This window comes from Desulfosarcina sp. (assembly GCF_041551955.1).
Lineage (GTDB): Bacteria > Desulfobacterota > Desulfobacteria > Desulfobacterales > Desulfosarcinaceae > Desulfosarcina.
Window position 1 is genome coordinate 1 of record NZ_JBFELV010000060.1, and the last position, 17,784, is coordinate 17,784.

The 17,784-nt window shown below is 56.4% G+C and carries 16 protein-coding genes; 7 read left to right on the forward strand and 9 right to left on the reverse strand.

Annotation, left to right across the window (positions count from 1 at the left end):
• From priA to ABYV26_RS06970, 4 genes are all read left to right on the forward strand, one after another.
• On the forward strand, positions 1–2,149 hold a 2,149-nt coding region (priA, locus tag ABYV26_RS06955; protein ID WP_372679471.1), incomplete at its 5' end, for a primosomal protein N'.
• Between the two features lie 97 nt (positions 2,150–2,246).
• Positions 2,247–3,041 carry an OS_HP2 family (seleno)protein gene (locus ABYV26_RS06960; protein ID WP_372679473.1) on the forward strand — a complete coding sequence of 265 codons (795 nt, stop codon included), beginning with the start codon at positions 2,247–2,249 and terminating at the stop codon, positions 3,039–3,041.
• A complete protein-coding gene (locus ABYV26_RS06965) occupies positions 3,025–3,663 on the forward strand; it encodes an HAD family hydrolase (protein WP_372679475.1) in 639 nt (212 codons plus the stop codon). The genes ABYV26_RS06960 and ABYV26_RS06965 overlap by 17 nt, the downstream gene beginning before the upstream one ends.
• 81 nt (positions 3,664–3,744) lie before the next feature.
• Complete coding sequence (locus tag ABYV26_RS06970; protein WP_372679477.1) at positions 3,745–5,334, forward strand: SidJ-related pseudokinase; 1,590 nt, start codon at positions 3,745–3,747, stop codon at positions 5,332–5,334.
• A 42-nt stretch (positions 5,335–5,376) separates the two neighbouring features.
• On the opposite strand, the gene ABYV26_RS06975 is transcribed toward ABYV26_RS06970, so the two are convergent.
• The 7 genes from ABYV26_RS06975 to ABYV26_RS07005 form a co-directional block, all read right to left on the reverse strand.
• A complete protein-coding gene (locus tag ABYV26_RS06975; protein ID WP_372679479.1) occupies positions 5,377–6,384 on the reverse strand; it encodes a TrkA family potassium uptake protein in 1,008 nt (335 codons plus the stop codon).
• A 294-nt stretch (positions 6,385–6,678) separates the two neighbouring features.
• Positions 6,679–7,689: a threonine/serine dehydratase gene (locus tag ABYV26_RS06980; RefSeq protein WP_372679481.1), complete on the reverse strand. Its 1,011-nt coding sequence runs from the start codon at positions 7,687–7,689 to the stop codon at positions 6,679–6,681.
• Positions 7,682–8,335: a thiamine phosphate synthase gene (gene thiE / locus ABYV26_RS06985; RefSeq protein WP_372679482.1), complete on the reverse strand. Its 654-nt coding sequence runs from the start codon at positions 8,333–8,335 to the stop codon at positions 7,682–7,684. The genes ABYV26_RS06980 and thiE overlap by 8 nt, the downstream gene beginning before the upstream one ends.
• A 193-nt stretch (positions 8,336–8,528) precedes the next feature.
• Positions 8,529–9,128 carry a phosphohydrolase gene (locus ABYV26_RS06990; protein WP_372679484.1) on the reverse strand — a complete coding sequence of 200 codons (600 nt, stop codon included), beginning with the start codon at positions 9,126–9,128 and terminating at the stop codon, positions 8,529–8,531.
• A 287-nt stretch (positions 9,129–9,415) separates the two neighbouring features.
• Positions 9,416–10,514 (reverse strand): peptide chain release factor 2 gene (gene prfB / locus ABYV26_RS06995; RefSeq protein ID WP_372679485.1). Its coding sequence is split into 2 segments (ribosomal slippage): positions 9,416–10,444 and positions 10,446–10,514, totalling 1,098 coding nucleotides; the frame shifts between segments, so codons are not numbered across the junction.
• Between the two features lie 2 nt (positions 10,515–10,516).
• Complete coding sequence (gene lnt, locus ABYV26_RS07000; protein ID WP_372679487.1) at positions 10,517–12,154, reverse strand: apolipoprotein N-acyltransferase; 1,638 nt, start codon at positions 12,152–12,154, stop codon at positions 10,517–10,519.
• 1 nt (position 12,155) lies between these two features.
• Complete coding sequence (locus ABYV26_RS07005) at positions 12,156–12,683, reverse strand: hypothetical protein (protein ID WP_372679488.1); 528 nt, start codon at positions 12,681–12,683, stop codon at positions 12,156–12,158.
• 333 nt (positions 12,684–13,016) lie between these two features.
• Between ABYV26_RS07005 and ABYV26_RS07010 the strand changes: the two genes are divergently transcribed.
• Positions 13,017–14,030: a hypothetical protein gene (locus ABYV26_RS07010; protein ID WP_372679489.1), complete on the forward strand. Its 1,014-nt coding sequence runs from the start codon at positions 13,017–13,019 to the stop codon at positions 14,028–14,030.
• Between the two features lie 312 nt (positions 14,031–14,342).
• On the opposite strand, the gene asd is transcribed toward ABYV26_RS07010, so the two are convergent.
• Positions 14,343–15,464 carry an aspartate-semialdehyde dehydrogenase gene (gene asd, locus ABYV26_RS07015; RefSeq protein WP_372679491.1) on the reverse strand — a complete coding sequence of 374 codons (1,122 nt, stop codon included), beginning with the start codon at positions 15,462–15,464 and terminating at the stop codon, positions 14,343–14,345.
• 142 nt (positions 15,465–15,606) lie between these two features.
• Positions 15,607–16,431, reverse strand: coding sequence for an alpha/beta fold hydrolase (locus tag ABYV26_RS07020; RefSeq protein WP_372679493.1), 825 nt, complete (start codon positions 16,429–16,431; stop codon positions 15,607–15,609).
• A gap of 385 nt (positions 16,432–16,816) precedes the next feature.
• On the opposite strand from ABYV26_RS07020, the gene ABYV26_RS07025 reads away from it, so the two are divergent.
• Positions 16,817–17,173, forward strand: a complete 357-nt coding sequence (locus ABYV26_RS07025; protein ID WP_372679495.1) for a hypothetical protein — start codon at positions 16,817–16,819, stop codon at positions 17,171–17,173.
• 152 nt (positions 17,174–17,325) lie between these two features.
• Positions 17,326–17,784: lysophospholipid acyltransferase family protein (locus tag ABYV26_RS07030; protein ID WP_372679497.1), on the forward strand; the 459-nt coding region annotated here is incomplete at its 3' end.

Genomic DNA, 17,784 nt, shown 5'->3' on the forward strand with positions numbered 1-17,784 from the left:
GATTCACACCGCCCTGCCAGCCGGGCTCAATCTTGCCGACATTGCCATCCTGACCATCTGCAAAGCGGGTCTGGCGGCCGCGGCATCGTCGCCCCTTTCACCCCTGGAAAGAATGATCCTGTCGGCATTGGCCGAACAGCCGGCCGGCATCAAACAATTACATAAAAAGATTGGCCAGCCCGTCTCTTGGGCATTGATCCATCAGATGCGCCAACGGGGGTGGATCCAGGTGGAGCGTCAGATCAAGGCCCGTCAAGTCCGGCCGAAAACCGTCCGGTGGGTGACCGTAAAGGAGGCCGTTGGTGCATCCGACCGGCTGTCTGTACAGCGGAAAATCATCCGGACCGCCTTGGAAGCCGAAGGCGATCTGACGATTCCGGAACTTAAAAATCGGATATCCACCGCCCCGTCCCTGGTCCGGGCCATGCAGAAGGCCGGGCAGGTCGCCGTTTACGAAAAGACGGTTTACCGGGACCCGTTCGGCGATCCCATCGAACCGGACATCCCGCCCCGGCTCACCGCCGAGCAGGCCGAAGCGGTGGCCGCCATGGCTCCGAAGCTGGGACAGGGTTTCAAAACGGTCCTGCTGGCCGGCGTCACCGGCAGCGGAAAAACCGAAGTCTATCTTCGGCTGACGCAGGCCGCCCTGGACAAGGGGCTTCGGGTGCTGGTGCTGGTGCCGGAAATTGCCCTTATTTCTCAGACCGAACGCCGGTTCCGTGCCCGCTTCGGAGAAACGGTGGCGGTCCTGCACAGCAGCCTGTCCCAGGGCGAACGCTACGACCAGTGGCTTCGCATCGCCAACGCAGACGCGACCATCGCCATCGGCGCCCGGTCATGCATCTTCGCCCCCTTTGGCGATGTCGGCCTGATCATTGTCGACGAGGAGCACGACGCCTCCTACAAGCAGGAAGGCGGACTGAGCTACAATGCCAGGGACCTGGCCGTGGTCCGCGCCCGTCATCACCAAGCCCTGGCCATCCTGGGATCGGCGACACCGTCGGTGCAATCCTGGTACAATGTCAGCGTGGGTAAGTACACAACCGCCGGTCTCACTCGACGGGTCAACCGCCAGCCGCTGCCGGCCATCCGGACCGTGGATCTTGCCCAAAGTCGTGATGACCGGGGTATCCGCCGTTACATCACCGCGCCGCTTCAGCAGGCAATCCAAAAGACCCTGGACGATGGGAACCAGGCCCTCATCTTTCTCAACCGGCGGGGGTTTTCCGCCTTTCCCATCTGCGGGCAATGCGGCCAACCCATTCGATGTAAAAACTGTGATATTTCCCTGACCCTTCACAAACGGGTCAATGCCTTTCGCTGCCACTACTGCGGGTTTTCCAAAGCCGCCGTGTCCACCTGCCCCTCCTGCGGGTCCGAGAAAATCAGACTGCTGGGGGTGGGAACGGAAAAAATTCAGGAGGCGATGATCCAATTGTTCCCCGAGGCACGGGTGGCACGCATGGACCGGGATACCATGACCCGAAAAGGTTCGATCGTCAACCTTCTGAAAGATCTGAAGCACCGCCGAATCGACATCCTGATCGGCACCCAGATGGTGGCCAAGGGGCACGATTTTCCGGGCATCACCCTGGTAGGCGTGGTCTGTGCCGACCTGACCCTGAATTTTCCTGATTTTCGCGCCGGGGAACGGACTTTTCAACTGCTGGCCCAGGTGGCGGGCCGGGCAGGTCGCGGAGATCAGCCTGGGCGGGTGATACTCCAGACTTACAACCCGAACCATTTCAGCATCCTTGTCGCGAAAAACCAGGATTTCAAAGCGTTTTTCAATCAGGAGATCGGTTTTCGAAAAGCCCTGGGTTATCCACCCTTTTCACGCATGATTGCCGTGCGCATATCCGCTAAAGATCCGAAGCAGGCCACCGCCCATGCCAGAGCATTGGGAGAGACCTGCCGTATACTGCTGGCAGCGGATGGACCGTATCACCCACAGGTTCAAGTGATGGGCCCCCTCGAAGCACCGCTGTCTCGCATCGCCAACCACCACCGCTGGCAAATCCTGGTAAAAAGTGCCGACACAGCGGTGCTTCACCGGTTTGTCTACGAATTGATCCAGAATCATCGCGCCGCGCCCGCCGGCAGGCAGGTCAAGGTCTCCATTGATGTGGACCCATTTTTTCTGATGTAGCTTGACAGGATCGCTGCCGAAGCTTAAAAATAGTGCCTCGGTCAAACAACCTTAAAAAAGATCCGAATTCGCTATAAGCCAACAAGGAGATCCACCCATGAAATTTCGTATGCTTGCATTCACAGCGACCCTCGTGATGATGTGGGCTGCTGCGGCCGTCACCGGAGCGTCGGATGGCAAGAATTCAACCGCTCAGGAACCATCCACCGTCGCGGCCATGCAGAAGCCCAGCGTGGTGGTGTCCGAATTGAAATATGAATTCGACCCGGTTGTGGACGGCACCCAGATCACCCACGATTTTGCGATAAAAAATGCCGGAGACGGCAGCCTGGCCATAACCCAGGTCAAAACCGGCTGAGGGTGTTCGGTCGCCTCCTACCCGAGGCAGATCCCCGCCGGCGGCGAGGGAATCATCACCATCAAGGTCAACACCAGCGGTTACGGCGGCAGGATCCTGAAAAAAAATATCGAGGTATTCACCAACGACCCGGACAACACACGTGTCATATTGAACATTTCCGGTACGGTCAGCCACTTTGCACGCATGGATCCAGCCTATGCCCGTTTGGTCGGCCAGGCGGGAACCGACATTAAAAAAGCGATCACCATTACCCGTGAGAAGGCCTATCCATTTAAAATTCTCGGAGCCAAAGCCAGGAACGGAAACGATATCGCTTTCGATGTCCAGGAGTTCAGCGAGGCCAATGCAGACGGTTACATCCTGACCATTGCCAACAAAAAAACGGCCGCCGGACGATATGCGGACACGGTGATTCTGACAACAGACAGCAGCATCAAGCCCACGATAACCATTCCGGTCTATGGCCAGATCATTTCAGCGGCGCCTCGACCCGTGCCCACCCCACCGAAAAAAAGTGCCAGTGACGGATAATCGCACCCAGCGAACAAAGGTCGTTGCTTTCGACTGTGACGGCGTCATGTTCGACTCCCGGGAGGCCAACCGGGTATACTACGACCACATCCTGGACTACTGCGGTCTGCCGGGCATGGTCCCGGAGCAGTTGGTCTACGTCCACATGCACACCGTCGATGAATCCCTGGCATACCTGATCCGCGACGATACCACCCGCGGAGCCGCCCAGGTTTATCGCAGACAGCTCGGCTACCAGCGCTTTTTGAAGTACATGCAGATGGAACCGGGGTTGGTGCCCTTGCTGGAAACACTCCGCCCTCGCTTCAAGACGGCGGTGGCCACCAACCGCACCGACACCATGGCCCGCGTACTGGCGGACAATCACATCGACCACCTCTTCGACCTGGTGGTTTGCGCGCTGGACGTTCAGTTTCCCAAACCCCACCCCGAAGCCTTGGTCAAGGTGGTCAAGCACTTTTCCGTTGCAGCCGATGAAGTCCTCTTTGTCGGCGATTCCCAGGTGGACGAAATGGCGGCCACGGCGGCCGGGATCCCTTTCGTGGCCTACCGCAACTCCGATCTGACGGCCGATTTCCACATTCGGTCACTGACAGAGTTGGCAAGGATAGTGGGCCTTTAAGCGACATGACAAGCAACTCTTTCATTCGACGCTGGGCCTTCGATGGTCGATGTCGGACGTCCACCTTCTAAACCGATCCGTATGAACGCCTACCCCCACACCTTGAAAAATCAGGCCGAAACCGCCCTGGTCGACCCCCGCTTTGATTTCATTGCCAAGTACCATGCCGTCGCCGACCTCCGCCGTCTGGCGAAAAAACACCCGGGGGTTCTCGACAGGCAGACCATCTTTGCGCTTAAACAGCTCCTTCAATCCGGCGCCTTTGGCAAAGTTCGGCAGGCCTATGTTCTCTTCCGCGAGGCTGCGTCGGTAATGACCGATATGGCGATCGTGCCTGGTCATGACGGCCTGGGAGCGAGGGCACTGGCCTGCCTTAACGGCCTGCTCCTTAAAACGGAAGGCAGCGCCCACCGCGGCGTGGCCGAGGCGCTGGGAAGCCTGCCGGTCGACATTGTCGGGCCACGGCTTAACAACGGTCGTTGTGCACCGCCGTCGACCATCTCCTGGACGCACCTGCTTTCATCCAACGGGCTGAAAGCGACCGGCACTCCCCGGTATATCGGCAGAAGCCTGGTGGTGGAAACCGCTGGGGAAAAAAACCTGCTGGTTGTCAAACTGGCAAAAAAGGGCGACACGGCAGCCGGCCTTGAAAAAGAGATATGCTGGATGGAGACCCTGAAGCAATCGGATGATGCTCCCTGCTGCCGGTTCCACATTCCCCACCCCCTGTACGTTCAAAACCAGCGGGTATGTCGAATCGCCCATATCCCGCTGTCTCCGCCTGACACCGTCCAGAAGCACCCCGACGCGATAGCCATTGCCTTTCTGGCCCACCGAGACTATTTCGTGTACCCCAATGATCACCGGGTCGATGGGAACACCGCACGGGAGATGCTCGGCCGCAACGCCTACCTGCTGGGCTGGCTGACGGCCAAGGGGGTGATCCACGGTGCGCCGATCCCGCTGTTTCACAACCGCACCCAGCGGTTGCGCCGCGACGATCAGGGGCGCTATCAGTGGTTTCGTTCGGGGCGGCTGGACCGGTGGCTGGATTCCTGCGCGTTTCCCAACCTAGGGTTGTCCGGGCTGCGGGACTTCGAACACCTGGAAACCTTTTGCGGCGGCAGTCGGAGCCTGTACCGGCATATCGGCAGCCATTTTTTAGGCCTGTTGCTGGTGGCCGGCAGCCATTTTCGCTGCCGGGATAAAACCAAAATGGGGCTGGATGAGAACGGTCAGCCGGTTGACGCTAGGGATCTCTTCGACCGGCAGCTATTACAGGCGATGATCCTGGACGTTTTCAAAGGCTATTTTACCGGATTTACCGGGATATCCGCACCCCCGGTGCTGCCGGTGGACCTGAATCGACTCGTGCCGCGAATGATCGAGGAGATGGGCGTGGACCGCCACATGACCGAACTCCTGCGCCGCGTCGATCAAACCCATATGACGGATGCCGCCTTTCTGGATTTCTTGAGACAGCGGGGGTATGCCGATGATCGCTTGGAAGGATTGATACGGGGGGAGAAGGATATTCTCATCCCCAGCGGCCCTCACCTGGGCGACTTCAACCGGCAAATCTCCCTGCCCGAACTCATCGAGTGCGTGGCGGCCATGTCAGCGGTGTGCATCGCCGGGCGGTTTCTGGCCGAAGCGAACAAGGCCATTTAGCGCGCGTCTCCACATCGAATCGACATTCGGGTGAGACCCAGATCACAGCTCCTCCCGGGCCCGATCGATATTCTCGATATCCCCCATGACGATTAGGGTCATCCCCGCTTCCAGGACAAAGGATGACGGCGGTCGGAATTCGAACTCGTCATTTTGCCGCCGTACGCCCAGCAGTAGCAGGTTGAACTGGTCTCTGAGACCGGATTTCATGATCGTTTTCCCAGCCAGCGGGGAGTTGCCGGTAACGGCAATTTGGTGGATGCGCAGCTCTCCCCGCTCGCTTCTGAGCATGTTGTCCATAAATTCCACCGCCGCCGGCCGAATCATCTCGGAAGCCATACGCAGGGCACCGATGGCGTTGGGGGAGACCACGGAGGTGGCGCCGGCCTTGAGCAATTTGGGTTTGAGCCGGCTGTTGGTCATGCGGCTGATAATTCGCGCCGTGGGGTTGAGCATGCGTGCGGTCATGGTGATGTAGAGGTTGTCGTTGTCCGACGGCAGACAGATGGTGATGCCGGTGGCCCTCTCGATTCCGGCTGCGATCAGGTTCTTGTCGTCGGTGGCGTCTCCGTAAACATGGTAAAGGCCCTTGACCTGGCGAGACTCCTCGATGACTTCACACTCCTGCTCGATGAGGACCACGCTGGCTTTGCTGGTCACCAGTTCGACGGCCAGGGGGAAGCCGGTCTCACCGCCGCCGCAGACGATGTAATGGCCGGACAGGGCCTTTATCTTGTTTTCCATTTTTCTTCTCCTGAGCATGCCGGTCAATTCACCTTCGATCAGCATGGCCGTCACCGTGCTGATGCTGTAAAGGATGATGCCCATGCCGAAGGTGATCAGCAACATGGTGAATATCTGGGCGCGGGGGTTTCCGGTAATTCCCAACACTTCGCCATAGCCCACAGTGGTCAGGGAAATAACAGTCATGTACAGGCAGTCGAGGTAGCTGGACTTACCCTCGAAGATGATGAAGTAGCCCGTGCTGCCCGCCAGCATGGTCCCGATGAGTATGGCCGCCGCGTAAAATAATCGTCTTCTGATTCCCATATCGTTAAAACACCTACCAATATACTCAGAGCATCGGGTTGTCTGGTAACACCAGGTTTAAACAACTTATCATTTAAGCAAAATAACCAATTTCAACCACCAAATTCCAAATAAATTAAAAAACTTAAATTCTCAAATCAAAAATTCATTATTGGAATGCCATTATTCAGGCCAATCAAGTTTGGCATTTGAAATTGGAGTATTGCGATTTATATGTGATTGGGCTTTTGGCTATTGATATTTTTCTGTTATTCGATGTCTGCTTGTTGTTGTCTGACATAGGAAACACCACGATCAGGACGATTCCAGTGATGTGCAGACGATGGTTTTGAACAGCTCTGCATCGATATTTCCGCCGCAGACGACCAGGGCGACCGTCTTGCCGTTCAGTTGGGGCGCCATTTTGAGGAAACCGGCCACCGTCACCCCGGCTGCACCTTCGATGACCAGCCGATGGTTGTCGAATATACGGACCATGGCGCTGCGAATCTCCGCTTCGGTCACCAACACCCAATCGTCCACCAGGGTCCGGCATGGATCGAAGGTGATGGCACCGGCTTCGATGCCGCCGGCCGTGCCGTCAGAGAGCGTGTCGAGGGTTTGGAGGTCCAGAATCCGCCCCTCCCTCACGGAGGCGGCCATGACCGGCGAATGTGCAGGCAGGCATCCGACGATCCGGGTCGCTTTGCGCAGCCACTTGACCGTGCCGGCGATGCCGGCGATCAACCCACCGCCGCCCACCGATGCCATCACGCAGTCCACGTCGGGCAGATGGTCCATGATCTCCAGCCCGATTGTCCCCTGCCCGCCCATCACCAACGGATCGTTGTAAGGGGACAGGTAAACCTGTCCGGTTTCTTCAGCCCGCCGTCGGGCGTATGCTTCGGTCACGTCGCAGGTCGATCCGTGAAAACAAATCTCGGCGCCCAGGCTCTCGAGGAGCCGAACCTTCAGTGCAGAGGCGCCCTCCGGAAGGAAGATGACGCCCTTTATCCCCAACCGGTTCATGCCGAAGGCCACGGCAAGGCCGTGGTTGCCTGAGGATGCGGTGACGATGCCGGCCCTGCGCTGATCCGGGTCCAGAGCCATCAGGCGGTTGATGGCCCCACGGACCTTGAATGACCCTGTATGCTGGATGTTTTCAAGCTTGAGAAACACCGACCCGCCGCTCTCTCGGCCCAGGTCGGCGGATGGCTCCAGAGGTGTCCGGCGGACATGGGGTCGGATCCGGGTTGCCGCAGTCAGGGCGAGGTTGTGAATGTCAAGCATGGCAGACGCTCCGTCGACCATCGTTTCGTCAGTCACCACGCCCCCTGGCCGGCACACCGCAGGCGACGGCCATCGCTGCAGCGGCTTTAACGGGATCGGAGGATCGGGTAATGCAGCTGATGACGGCGACGCCGGCCGCACCGTGGGCGAAGCAATCCGGCGCATTGGCCGGACCGATGCCGCCGATGGCCACCGCCGGGACAGGGGACCGGTTGACAATATCCCTGAGTCCGGCAAGCCCATGGGCTGCCTTGGCATCGACCTTGGTGCCTGTGGGAAAGGTGGGGCCGGTGCCGATGTAATCACAGGAAGCCAGGTCGGTCCGCTCCAGTTCTTCCATGGTGGAGACCGACACACCAACCATGGCCCGCGGTCCCATGACTCGCCGGGCCAACCGGGGCAGTGCATCCGCCTGACCGACATGAATGCCGTCGGCCTCAACGGCCCGGGCCAACAACACGTCGTCGTTCACGACAAAGGGAACCCGCTTCTGCCGACAAAGCCGGCCGATGGCCTGGACCTCCTCAAAAGCATCCAGGGCAAAGGACTTGTTGCGGTATTGGATCATGGTCGCACCAGCGTCAATGGCCACGATCACCTGATCCAGGGGGGCAAAACCATCCACGCCGTCATCGGTGATAAAATAGAATCGGAGTGCCCTTCGAATATCGTCAGAACGCATTAACAGGTTTCCCCATGAATTAGATCGTATCCCTCCAGAAATTAGGGATTTTGGTCGAGCGCCATGCGTGCGAAGAATTTTACCGGAAGCGCCCTGAAAGAAGTGCCCTTGGGGTACATATAGTCGGTATCCTGAGGATAAAATTTTTCGCGCAAGGTAAAAACCGGGCAAAATATCCATTTATGGATGGGCACTATATAGAGTCCCTCGGCCCGGCCGCATTGACCGGTTTACAAGTAAACAGCCGATGGAGCACCAGGAAACGGTCCACATATTCCGTGTCGTATCGGGCCAAACCGGCGGTAATTTCATCGATGGTCTTCTCATGCCGGCCGTTGTCCGTTTTGGAAAAGAACTTGTCCGCGTAGCAGATCAGTCGTTCTTCCACGGACAGCGGGAACATGTCCCGGATCGGCAAGGGGAGTTTCCGCTGTACGGTCTGACGTGCGCCGATTCCCACCCCCACATGACGCTCGCAGACCAGCCCGTGGCCTTCAAGGCCCAGTTGGTCGAGAATCGCCCGGCCTTCGACGCCATGACACACATAGGGCAGCGTTCCCATGCACCCCAGTTCCGGTGACCGTGTCCGACCGATGCCGATGTCATGGAGAACGGCCGTTTGAAGGACGAACTCACGATCGGCATTCAACCAGTCGGCACGTTCGAGAATCTCGAGTGCCTTGCGGCCCACCAGTTCTCCGTGGCGCAAAAGCAGGTCCCGGGTACGACTGCCGGCGGGATAGAAGCGGGTGATGATGGCTTCCGGGTCAATATCTTTTATCAATGTTTTCAATAGTTTTGTATTCTCAGATCGCTTTCCGATGTATTTTTATCCCCATAGGACAGAATACCTTTTGTCATCTCTCGGGTTAAATATGAAGCTTGATATAGGTAATTCTCCAAATCGTGTTACTTCAGAAATGGTAGATTTTGATTCAGGCCATGGCCACAGCAATGTTGAAATTGACGGTGTAGCCGTAAGAGCGCTACGCCGTGGATAGCGCTGAAGCTTCACTGCGTGCTTAACAGCGCGAGAACGCCGGCCTGAGCCAAAAGATGCCGTTCCTGGATGGACACCGTCTACGCCTTGCCCGATAAAAGTACCCCCTCGATAAACACGTCGATGTCCCCATCCAGCACGCTGTTCACATTGCCCACATCCAAACCGATCCGATGGTCCTTGACCATCTGGTAAGGATGCAGCACGTAGGATCGAATCTGGCTGCCGAAGCCAATTTCGTCCTTGCCGTCGTGGATCTCCTGCAGCCGCTCGTCCTGCTTGCGTTTTTCCGCTTCGTACAGCCTTGACTTAAGGACCTTCATGGCCATGTCCTTGTTGCGGTGCTGGGATTTTTCCTGCTGACACTGAACAACGATTCCGCTGGGCAGGTGAGTAATGCGCACGGCGCTGCTGGTCTTATTCACGTGCTGCCCCCCGGCGCCGCTGGCACGGAAAACATCGATGCGAAGGTCTTTATCCTCCACGTCAATCTCGATCTCATTGTCCAGCTCCGGATAAACGAAAACCGATGCAAAAGAGGTGTGGCGCTTGCCGCTGGCGTTGAAGGGGGAAATTCTGACCAGCCGGTGGACGCCGCTCTCCGACTTGAGATATCCATAGGCATATCGGCCGGTGGCGGTGAAGGTTACGCTTTTGATGCCCGCCTCGTCACCGGGCTGGAAATCGACAATGCTGGATTTAAAGCCTTTGCCCTCCACCCATCTCAGGTACATGCGAAAGAGCATCTCGGCCCAATCCTGGGCCTCGGTCCCGCCGGCCCCGGCGTTAATCGAAATGATGGCATTGTTTTGATCGTCGACTCCGTCCAGCATCATATCCAGGGAGAACTGGTGCAACCGCCGACCCAACTTGCTGACCTGGCCGGACACTTCCACCATCGTATCGGCATCCGCCTCTTCTACGGCCAGTTCCAGAAGAATCCCCGCCTCTTCCAGGTCTTTTTCCAAACCGTGAAAGGCGTCTATCCTCAGGCCCAGGAGCGACCGCTCCTTTAATATGGCGGTGGTGGCGTCGGGATTGTCCCAAAACCCATCCCGGGAAATTTCCGCTTCGATTTCCTGGAGTCGTTTTTCCTGAGTGGCCAGGTCAAAGATACTCCTTGAGCTGGTCGAGCTTCTGTTTATGTTCTTTCAGTGTCTGTTTGACTTCGGTACTCATCGCTAATCTCCTCTTTTCACGATCCGGCTGACAAGCCGTTCAATCCAATCCGTTACTTTAACCAACCCGGCACCATGGGCCCCCAGTCGATCTCGACGCATCAGTCGACCCACCAGCACGCCCAGCACAATCAGGCAGGCAATGGGCAATCCATCCCCGATCCGAGTGTAAACGGATTTTTCGGACAGTATGGGAACCTCTCGGACGAGCACCGCATCTTCGAACAGAGCGGTGCGGGCCATGATCCGACCAACGGGGTCCACAAAACCACTGATCCCCGTATTGGCACAACGCACCAGGCTGCGGCGATTCTCGACAGCCCGGAAGACCGCCATTGAAAAATGCTGATATGCCGCACTGCTTTTACCGAACCAGGCATCGTTGGTCAGGTTGACCAGCAGCCCGGCACCGTTTTTCACCAGAGACCGGGAAAGCCCTGGAAAGATGATCTCAAAACAGATCTGCACACCAATGGGCGGTTCATTTTCTCCCCATACAAGGGTTTGGCCTTTTTTTCCGGACGAGAAGTCGCCCACCTGGGCAACCATCTTGCCCACGAACGACAGCACCTGTTTGAGTGGCACATACTCGCCGAAGGGCACCAGGTGGACTTTGTCGTAACGTCCGGTGGTGCGACCATCCGGCGCCACCATGTAGGCGCTGTTGTAGAAGGCCTTGCTGCCCTGCACATCCTGGACGCTGGGGCTACCCACCAGCAGACGGATACCCGCCTGGCGGACGGCATCGGTCACCAACCGGGTGAGCTTGGGGCTGGCCTCGAAGTAAAACGGCGTCGCCGTTTCCGGCCAGACCACCAGGTCCGGCTGATGGGAGACGGCGGATAGGGTTAGATCCAGGTATTTCTTTGTGGTGCCGATCTGAAATGCCGGATCCCATTTCCGGGCTTGGTCGATGTTACCCTGAATCACCGCCACACGGGGTGATGACGCCCCGGCAGTGGCCTCGTCCATGGCCCGAATCCGCATATTCCCGTATGCCAGTCCGAGGCCGATCAAGAGGAGGGGCAACACAACGGCAAACAGGGCCTGCCACTTTTCCACCGGGCGGTCCCGCCATTTTTTTTGCGCCAGAAACAACAGCAGCACATACACGGCAGCGTTGAAAAGCACCAACAAAAAAGAGACCCCGTACACCCCGAATATATCGGAGATCTGAATGATATGCAACCGATTAAACTGGGAATACCCAACAGTGCCCCAGGTGAACCCGGTCAGCAAAAAGCTACGGATATACTCCAGCGCCACCCAGAAAACCGGCGCGAGCAGAATCAGGTGGAAGGGCTTTTGACCAAAGCGGACCAACGCCCAAGAAAAAAGCCCGGTGTAAAGGGAGAGGTATGCGGCAAGCAGCACCAGCAGGGAGGCGCACTGCCACCAGGGCAGGTATCCGTAGGTACGCATGGTGAACACCACCCAGTACAACAAGGTCAGGTAGTGGGCCAGGCCGGCAATCATTCCGATCCTGAACGCTTCTTTGGGCGACCGTTCGCGCAAGGAGACATATAGCGGCACCAGGGCGACCCAGGCCAACATCGACAGCCCTATTTTGGGAAAGGCCGCCGTGAGCAGAAGGCCGCTTATAATAGCCGGCAGCCATTTTGATTTAAATTCGACGGTCACGTCAATCCTGTTGGGTAGCGGTCCTGCCCAGGTATTCCCGGACGGCCTTGATGGTGAGGGAAAACATCTTGCTGCCGGCCAGCATCGCACAGGCATCGTCCGGGTCGCCACAAACCCCGGCGAAGGCCGGGCCAATGGCCATGGCCGGTTCAGGGACCTTCCCGGCGGCATCCAGCGCGCCAACATATGTATCAAGGCGCTTCTTAAGGATCTCGAAATAGTCGATGTCCGATCCCATGTTCAAGGATGCGGAGGAGGATAGGGTTGTGGAAAGAGCCCTGACATGGTTCCAGAAATACTGGCCGATGGGTGTTTTCAGGCCACTATCGGCCAAAAAGAATGCGATCGCCCACCCAACCGAGATGATTCTCAGCAGCTGGATTTCGTATTCCAGCGCCACCCGCTTTTCGGGCACCTCAAGTGGCAGGGCGTCCAGGATGGCCTTCATGTCGCCACGATCGATGGCAAATTCAAACAACTGCTCACCGGCGCGGGCAAGCGTGTTTTCTGTTTTTTCACGATCGGTCATGGCACCTTCAAAAATTCCGTCGAGGTTGGTGATTGCCGTCGGTCCAGCCTGAACGGACTCGTCCAGAATGAACCACCCCGTCGATTGATAAAACGACAAGCCCCATCAATCTGTCGCCCATCGCACCGTTATGGGTGGGCCGAATGCAAAACGGCACAACAGTAAATCACCGATTCGGGCAAGTCAAGAAAGCTGTTAACACGTCCAAGCCTTGAATTTCAGACTATTTCATGAGATGAAGGCACAGTCGCCCGTAATACTCGCCAGCCAATGGCGATCCACTGCTCATATTTTTTTCAAACAACGATTGCGATCCCAAGAAAGAGACTGCTCATGCGACACTTCTCTGCGGCGCTGGTTCTTTGCTTGTTGATTTCTCTTTCCGTTTCCCAGGTATTTTCACAATCCCTTGAACCGGCCGACCAGGCGGCTACCGATAAAAAAAAAGACAGTGATGGCTACCTCCGCTGGGCGTCTGTCACCTTCGACCTCTCCGCCGGCTACCGCACCGACAAGTTGAACTGGCACATCGCCGGGAACCTGCAGGGGACCAATCCCAACGTCCGTTCCGAACTCACCTGGTCAGGTCTTCGTATCTATCAGTTGAAATTGGCCAATCGCACCGTGATCATGGATCGTTTTTATTTGCGCGGCTATCTGGACTATGGGATGGTGATCTCCGGAAACAACCAGGATTCGGACTATAACGGCGACGATCGGACTCAGACATTCTCACGTTCATCGAACGGTGTGGACGGCAACGACGTTTGGGACGGATCTATCGGTGTCGGCCCCCGCTTTTCCTTTTTTGCATCCGCTATGGTCGTCTGCCCCATGATCGGCTATGCCGTCTCCGAGCAGGACTTGAATATCGTGGATGGCTATCAGGCATTCTCGGCGCCGCCTCTCACCACGCCCACCGGCCCCATCGCCGGCCTGGACAGCCGTTTTCAGACCCGCTGGAGAGGTCCCTGGCTCGGTGTGGATCTCTTTTTTTCGATTCCCGGCGCTGAGGCACCATTTACCAAAGTCGGGGTCATCTTTACCGGTGAGTACCACTGGGTGAATTATGATGCAGAAGCCAACTGGAATCTGCGATCGGATTACGCCCATCCCGTCAGCTTTTACCAAGAGGCTGACGGCAGCGGTGTTAAGGCAGGGACGACGATTTTGTTCGAGATAAGAGACCGCTGGAGTATCCATGCGGGAATGAACGTCAAGGAAATGACCACGGACGCCGGGCTGGATCGCACGTACTATGCCGACGGAAGGACCGGTGAAACGCGTCTCAATGAGGTCCGTTGGCGATCATTCACCTTTGAAGCCGGGGTATCCTGCCGGTTCTGATTACAGCCCAACAAGCATATCACAGCAATATTGCATAAGCCGTTACCGCTATAGCAAGACAGGATGATTGGGTCCCACAGGCGGGGATGGAATGTTAAATCGCGACCCCTTAAAAAAAGAGGCTCCCCGAACCCGCTGGAACGAGGAGCCAAAACGAAAAGCGCACACCCATGGTATATATGGTACATCAATATAAACAAAACACAACACTGGATAATTTGGTATATATTACGTATTCATAATACGTAGTTTGTTCGACTAAAATGACGCCCTGGACAACAGATCGCCAATAGCGCCCGTTTCAAGGTCAGACTATGCTTGCATGCGGTCGATGATGATGCTGAGCACCCGGCGCAAGGGTTCAGCCGCCCCCCAGAGCAGCTGGTCACCCACGGTAAAGGCGGTCAGGAAGTGTCTTCCCATGTTCATTTTTCGAATACGTCCCACAGGGATGGAAAGCGTACCGGAAACCGCCGCCGGGCTGAGTTGCGCCAGGGTGGCAGCCTTGTGGTTGGGCACCACCGACACCCAGTCGTTTGCCGAGGCGATGGCATTTTCAATCACGTCTATCGGGATGTCCTGGGTCAGTTTGATGGTCAGGGCCTGACTGTGGCAGCGCATGGCCCCCACACGGACACATTGTCCGTCGATGGGAATAGGATTGTCTGAACGTCCGAGAATCTTGTTCGTCTCCACCATCCCCTTCCATTCTTCCCGGGTCTGGCCATTTTCCACCGCGCGGTCGATCCAAGGAATCAAACTGCCCGCCAGCGGCGCGCCGAAATATTGGATTGGGAAATGGGGCCCGGCCAGCGTCTCGCTAATTTGACGGTCAATGTCCAGGATGGAGGATGCCGGCGCTTGTAGCATTGATTTGCCGCTGTCGCCCAGCAGTCCCATCTGGACGATCAGCTCCCGCATGTGGTTGGCCCCGGCACCCGAGGCACTCTGGTAAGTCATGGAGGTCATCCACTCCACCCAGTTCTTTTCAAACAGCCCGCCAAGGGCCATGAGCATCAAAGAAACCGTGCAGTTTCCACCAATATAGTCTTTGATCCCGGCTTCAATGGCGTTGTCGATCACGTTGCGGTTGACCGGGTCCAAGACGATGACGCTGGTATCTCTCATTCGCAACGTGGATGCGGCATCGACCCAGTAACCGTTCCACCCCTTCCGCCGCAAGGCAGGGTGCGTCTGTTCCGAATAACTCCCACCCTGGCAAGAAACTATCACCGCCATATCGGCCAGCTTGCCCAAATCATTCGCATCCAGAACAGGCTGGGATCCGGAACCGATGTCCGGACCGGTTTTTCCGGCCTGTGACGTGGAAAAAAAAGCCGGCTCAAAGCCCGCAAAATCGTTTTCAGCTTTCATCCGATCCATAAGAACCGACCCGACCATTCCGCGCCAACCGACGATGCCTACACTAATCATTGTTCACAACTCCCTTAACCCGATATAGAGTCAACCATACGGGATCCTTGTTAATGGAAAAATCCCCTGCGACCATCAATCGCCCCAGTGAAAACCCCCATAAAGTCAGCAAGGTCAGGTTGTCAAGGGGTTTTGCGAATAATCAGATGGCCTCCGGCATATCCGTCCAGCGGCCTGATAAAAATTGTGAAATGGTCTTTAGGAACAACTCCGGTGCTTCGACTGGAATGGAGTGTCCGGCACCCTTGACCACCAGATGCCTGCCGCCGCTTTTCTGAGCCACCTCTGCAGCACCGCTGATGCTTACCAGTGGATCGTCTGAGCCGCACATCACCAGCGCGGGCGCATCCAGCTTCTTCAGCATGGATCTCAGGCTCGGGTAACCAGCAAGGGCCGACAAGTGCACCACCAGGGACGATGCCCGATTGCGCCGGACGATGGTTTTGACGATGCGGTCAAGAATCTTGCCGTTCCGAACGAGGTAGCCCTCCCCAAAAACATGCGGCAGCGCAGCGCCCACCAGGGTTTCGAGTCCACCGCTTTCAACGATTTTTAACCATGAACGAATAATCAATCGTGCGCGAATCGATGCCCGGACCCCAATGGAGCAAATTACCAGTCGACTGACCGCTTTAGGCTTCCGCACGGCCATGGCATATGCCAACAGCGCACCGTGACTCAATCCCACCAGACAAACCGATCCCAGCCCAAGGTGACGAATCAGCGCGAAAAGATCTTCCATATGCAGTTCGAGGGAAAGGGGCAATTCGCCTAACTCGCTTTCCCCCTGCCCCCTGGCATCGTAAAGCAGTGAGCGGAACTCAGGTTTTAAAGCCGCCGCGATCACTTTCCAGTACATAGTGGTCTGCAGGGTACCATTCAAGAAAATCACCACCGGTCGGGCAAGTTCAAATCCGATGGTCTCATAATACAAGCTACATCCGTCCTGGGTTCGAAAATAGGCCATTTCCCGGCCATCCTTTTTCTATTGGGTTGCCGTTTAGCCCTCACCTTCATGCATATCATACTCTCTTATATTACTGAAGATGGAACAACCTGTTCCAATCAGGAATCGCTTGCGTTTTTTTCCTAACAGATAGATATAGACGGTGTGGTGATTGGTTTGGGGCACCCTTTTTGACATCTGACCATATCGGTCGCATTATTAAGCTTCTGGAGATGACCGGGGCGGCCTGATTTATTACTGAAAATGAGCCTGTAGAAAAGCCTTGGCAATTTTCAATTGCGCGCTGACCGCCACCCAATGCATCCAGTCACGCAACTCGTTGCTGGTTAAATGAAAAGTTGCCTGACTATGCGGTTTTCAAAGATTCACATAAGGAGTGTTGATCATGTCGACGAAATTTTACTGCAACAGCGAGAGTTGCACCCATGCGGACAGGGGGCCATTCGTTCTCGAACTGCCCCAGGAATCGGTGATGGACGGTAACAACCTGGCCACCATCTTCTGCCCGCGGTGCAGCAAGCCCATGAAACCATTGCCAACGGACCCGCAAAAAAATGCGAGCAATAATCGGTTTTACTGTCATAGCGAAGCCTGCAGCAGCAGCGATAACAGCATGTTCTTCATTGACCTGCCGGGGGAAGCGATCATGGACAAGAACAACATGGCCACGATTTTTTGCCCCAAATGCGGGAAAGAGATGAAACCGTTTGACCAACAACCAAGTACGGCGGTGAACTTCTGACAGGGTGTTGAAAACGAGTCATGAGCCCTTTATTCAGATCGATTCTGGCCACTGCGACCGTTCACCGACTTTTGTACCATTTCGTCCGTGTTTACAGTGGTACCTTTCGATTAGGAATTGAAAATGAAGCCCCATGGCGGCAGCTGATCGACATGGGAACACCGGTTTTGCTGTGTGCCTGGCACCAGCAGTTCTTTGCGGCCATCCGCCCTTTCAAGCGTTATGAAAAATACCAACCGGCCCTAATGATCAGCCGAAGCCGGGACGGGGCCATCATTGCCGCCGTGGCACGTCAAACCGGATGGAAAACCGTCAGAGGTTCTTCATCAAGGGGGGGTAAGTCCGCACTGCGTTCCATGATCCGGCATCTGCGATGCGCTAATCTGGCCGCGCATATTCTCGACGGGCCGACCGGCCCCATAGGGATTGTCAAAGCCGGTGCCATCCGACTGGCCCATGCCGCACAGGCCACCATTGTCCCCTTCTCCGTTTCAGCCGATCGGGCCGTGTATTTCAACAGCTGGGACCGATTTATGCTGCCCCTGCCATTTGCCCGGGTCACCTTGCGCTTTGGCGATCCTGTCCGGTTTGCACCCACGAACAATCCGGAC

Excerpts from the sequence above, each read along its gene's own strand:
- ABYV26_RS06970 (WP_372679477.1), top strand. The coding sequence starts at position 3,745 with ATGAACGCCTACCCCCACACCTTGAAAAATCAGGCCGAAACCGCCCTG.
- ABYV26_RS07010 (WP_372679489.1), top strand. The coding sequence starts at position 13,017 with ATGCGACACTTCTCTGCGGCGCTGGTTCTTTGCTTGTTGATTTCTCTT.
- ABYV26_RS07020 (WP_372679493.1), bottom strand. The coding sequence starts at position 16,431 with ATGGCCTATTTTCGAACCCAGGACGGATGTAGCTTGTATTATGAGACC.
- ABYV26_RS07025 (WP_372679495.1), top strand. The coding sequence starts at position 16,817 with ATGTCGACGAAATTTTACTGCAACAGCGAGAGTTGCACCCATGCGGAC.
- thiE (WP_372679482.1), bottom strand. The coding sequence starts at position 8,335 with ATGCGTTCTGACGATATTCGAAGGGCACTCCGATTCTATTTTATCACC.
- asd (WP_372679491.1), bottom strand. The coding sequence starts at position 15,464 with ATGATTAGTGTAGGCATCGTCGGTTGGCGCGGAATGGTCGGGTCGGTT.
- ABYV26_RS07005 (WP_372679488.1), bottom strand. The coding sequence starts at position 12,683 with ATGACCGATCGTGAAAAAACAGAAAACACGCTTGCCCGCGCCGGTGAG.
- ABYV26_RS06975 (WP_372679479.1), bottom strand. The coding sequence starts at position 6,384 with ATGGGAATCAGAAGACGATTATTTTACGCGGCGGCCATACTCATCGGG.